3 protein-coding genes and 1 pseudogene are annotated in these 2,829 nt (G+C 72.5%); 3 read left to right on the forward strand and 1 reads right to left on the reverse strand.

Annotated features, from left to right (window positions below):
• From RH94_RS45685 to RH94_RS35500, 3 genes and pseudogenes are all read left to right on the forward strand, one after another.
• A pseudogene (locus tag RH94_RS45685) lies at positions 1-465 on the forward strand (ABC transporter ATP-binding protein); the annotation flags it as partial.
• A gap of 151 nt (positions 466-616) precedes the next feature.
• Positions 617-1,333, forward strand: coding sequence for an ABC transporter permease (locus RH94_RS35495; RefSeq protein WP_073952631.1), 717 nt, complete (start codon positions 617-619; stop codon positions 1,331-1,333).
• A gap of 45 nt (positions 1,334-1,378) precedes the next feature.
• On the forward strand, positions 1,379-2,386 hold the full coding sequence (locus RH94_RS35500; protein WP_073952410.1) for a COX15/CtaA family protein: 1,008 nt from the start codon (positions 1,379-1,381) through the stop codon (positions 2,384-2,386).
• A gap of 89 nt (positions 2,387-2,475) precedes the next feature.
• Here the strand turns inward: RH94_RS35500 and RH94_RS35505 are convergent, their stop codons facing one another.
• Positions 2,476-2,808 (reverse strand): hypothetical protein, encoded by a 333-nt coding sequence (locus RH94_RS35505; RefSeq protein ID WP_073952632.1) that lies wholly within the window; start codon positions 2,806-2,808, stop codon positions 2,476-2,478.
• Positions 2,809-2,829: the final 21 nt, after the last annotated feature.

A 2,829-nucleotide genomic window follows, 5' to 3' on the forward strand; every position in this document is an offset into this window, starting at 1 on the left:
TTCCTCGACGAGCCGACCGCCGGACTCGACCCGCAGGCCCGCCGGGCCACCTGGGACCTCGTACGCGACCTGCGCGCCGACGGCGTGTCCGTGATCCTCACCACCCATTACATGGAGGAGGCCGAGCAGCTCGCCGACGACGTCGCGATCATCGACGCGGGCCGGGTCATCGCCCAGGGCTCCCCTGAGGAGCTGTGCCGCGGCGGCGCCGAGAACACCCTGCGCTTCACCGGCCGCCCCGGGCTCGACGTGGGCTCCCTGCTCAAGGCGCTGCCCGCCGACTGCACCGCCGCCGAGCTGACCCCGGGCGCCTACCGGGTCGTCGGCAAGGTCGACCCGCAGCTGCTCGCGACCGTGACGTCCTGGTGCGCGCAGAACGGGGTGATGCCGGACCGGATCGCGGTCGAGCGGCACACACTGGAGGACGTTTTCCTGGAGCTGACCGGCAAGGAGCTGCGCTCATGAATCCGGCCCACACCGAGTTCTGCCGGGGGTCCGGGGGTTGTCCCCCGGGAAAACACAGCCTGGAGCTGACCGGCAAGGAGCTGCGCTCGTGACCCCCGCCACCGGTACGGGTACGTACACCCCGAAGCCCGGCGCGGCCCCGCTGCCCCGCATGATCGCGGCGCAGGCGGCGCTGGAGACGAAGATGCTGCTGCGCAACGGCGAGCAGCTGCTGCTGACCGTCGTCATCCCCACGCTGCTGCTGGTGCTGTTCAGCTCCGTGGACATCGTGGACACCGGCACGGGCAGGGCCGTGGACTTCCTCACCCCCGGCGTCCTCGCCCTGGCCGTGATGTCGACGGCGTTCACCGGGCAGGCCATCGCGACCGGCTTCGAGCGGCGCTACGGCGTGCTGAAGCGGCTGGCCGCCTCGCCGCTGCCGCGCTGGGGGCTGATGACCGCCAAGACGGCGTCCGTGCTGGTCACCGAGGTCCTGCAGATCACGCTGCTGACCGTGATCGCCTTCGCGCTGGGCTGGTCGCCGCACGGCAACCCGTTCGCCGTGCTCCTGCTGCTGGTCCTCGGCACGGCCGCCTTCTCCGGGCTGGGCCTGCTGATGGCGGGCACGCTCAAGGCCGAGGCCACCCTGGCCGCCGCCAACCTGGTCTTCCTGCTGCTGCTGGTCGGCGGCGGTGTGGTCGTACCGCTGGAGAAGTTCCCGGCCGGCGCGCAGGACGTGCTGGGCCTGCTGCCCATCTCCGCGCTGTCCGGCGGGCTGCGGGACGTGCTCCAGCACGGCGCCGGGATGCCGTGGGGCGACCTGGGGATCCTCGCCGTGTGGGCGGTGGCGGGCCTCGCCGCCGCCGGGAAGTTCTTCCGCTGGGAGTAAGCCGCGATGGACCCTCGTGAAAGTGTGCACAAGCGGCGGCCTACGATGGAACGCGTGTCGAACCTGACCCGCGCCGACGCCATGTCCGCCGCGCGCAACCCGCTCGCCTTCATCGCCGCACGCTGGACCCCGCACCCGAGGACCGTCCAGCGGGCGGCCCTCGCCGCGCTCGTCATGGCGGTCGTCATCGTCGTCACCGGCGGCGCCGTCCGCCTGACCGGCTCGGGCCTCGGCTGTCCGACCTGGCCCAAGTGCACCGAGGACTCGCTGACCACCACCAGCGAGATGGGCCTGCACGGCGTGATCGAGTTCGGCAACCGGCTGCTGACGTACGTGCTGTGCGCCGCCGTCGGATGGGCGATCGTCGCCGCGCGCTCCCAGAAGCCGTGGCGGCGCAGCCTCACCCGGCTGGGCTGGGCGCAGTTCTGGGTGGTCATGGGCAACGCGGTGCTCGGCGGCATCGTCGTCCTCGTCGGCCTGAACCCGTACACCGTCGCCGCGCACTTCCTGCTCTCCTCGGCGCTGATCGCGGTCGCCACGGTGATGTGGCAGCGCACCCGCGAGGGCGACGCGGCACCGCGCCCGCTGGTCGGCAGGCCGATCCAGCAGCTGGTGGGGTTCCTCGTCCTCGCGAGCGCGCTGCTGATCGCGGTCGGCACGGTGGTGACCGGCGCCGGGCCGCACGCGGGCGACTCCCAGGAGGTCGCCCGTATCCCGATCGACTGGCAGACGGTCGCCAAGCTGCACGCCGTGCTGGCCTGGATCGTGGTCACGCTGACGTTCGCCCTGTGGTTCTTCCTCAAGGCCGTCGACGCGCCGAGGGGCCCGCTGGCGCGGAGCCGCGAACTGTTCCTGATCCTGCTGGCCCAGGGCGCCCTGGGCTATGCCCAGACCTTCCTGCACCTGCCCGAGGTCCTGGTGGGCCTGCACATGCTGGGCTCGTGCGTGATGTGGATCTGGGTACTGCGGGTGCTGCTGTCGCTGCGCGAGCGCCCCGAGGTGGTGGCCGACCTGCCGGGCCCGACGGCCGAGCCCACCCTGACGAAGGCCTGAAGGCCGCCGCCCGGACTCCGGGCGTGACTCCGTGACCCGTGACCCGGGGCCGCAGGACGACTCCCGCGGCCCCGGGTCACGCCGTTGGTTCAGCCGTTCCTCGGGCCGCCCACCTGGATGCCCGCCATGCGGCTCCACTCGTACGGGCCCGTCCTGACCTTGGCCGCGAACTCGCCGTCGAACGTCTCGTGGACGGTGATCCCGGCCTTCTCCACCGCCGTCCTCGCGATGGCGTACGTGGGGGCCACCAGGTCGCCCCAGGTGCCGTCCTCGCCGACGAGGACGATGCGGGCACCGCGCTGTCCGAGGTACGCGACCTGGCCCTCGGCGCCGCCGTGGGCCCTGGAGAAGGAGCCGATCCGCTGGGCGAGGCGGCTCGCCCTGCGCTCGGCCTTGGGGTCAACCTGCTGCGTGTCTGCCATGGTCAGGATGCTACCGGCGGG

This window comes from Streptomyces kebangsaanensis (genome assembly GCF_001906585.1).
Taxonomy (GTDB): Bacteria; Actinomycetota; Actinomycetes; order Streptomycetales; family Streptomycetaceae; genus Streptomyces; species Streptomyces kebangsaanensis.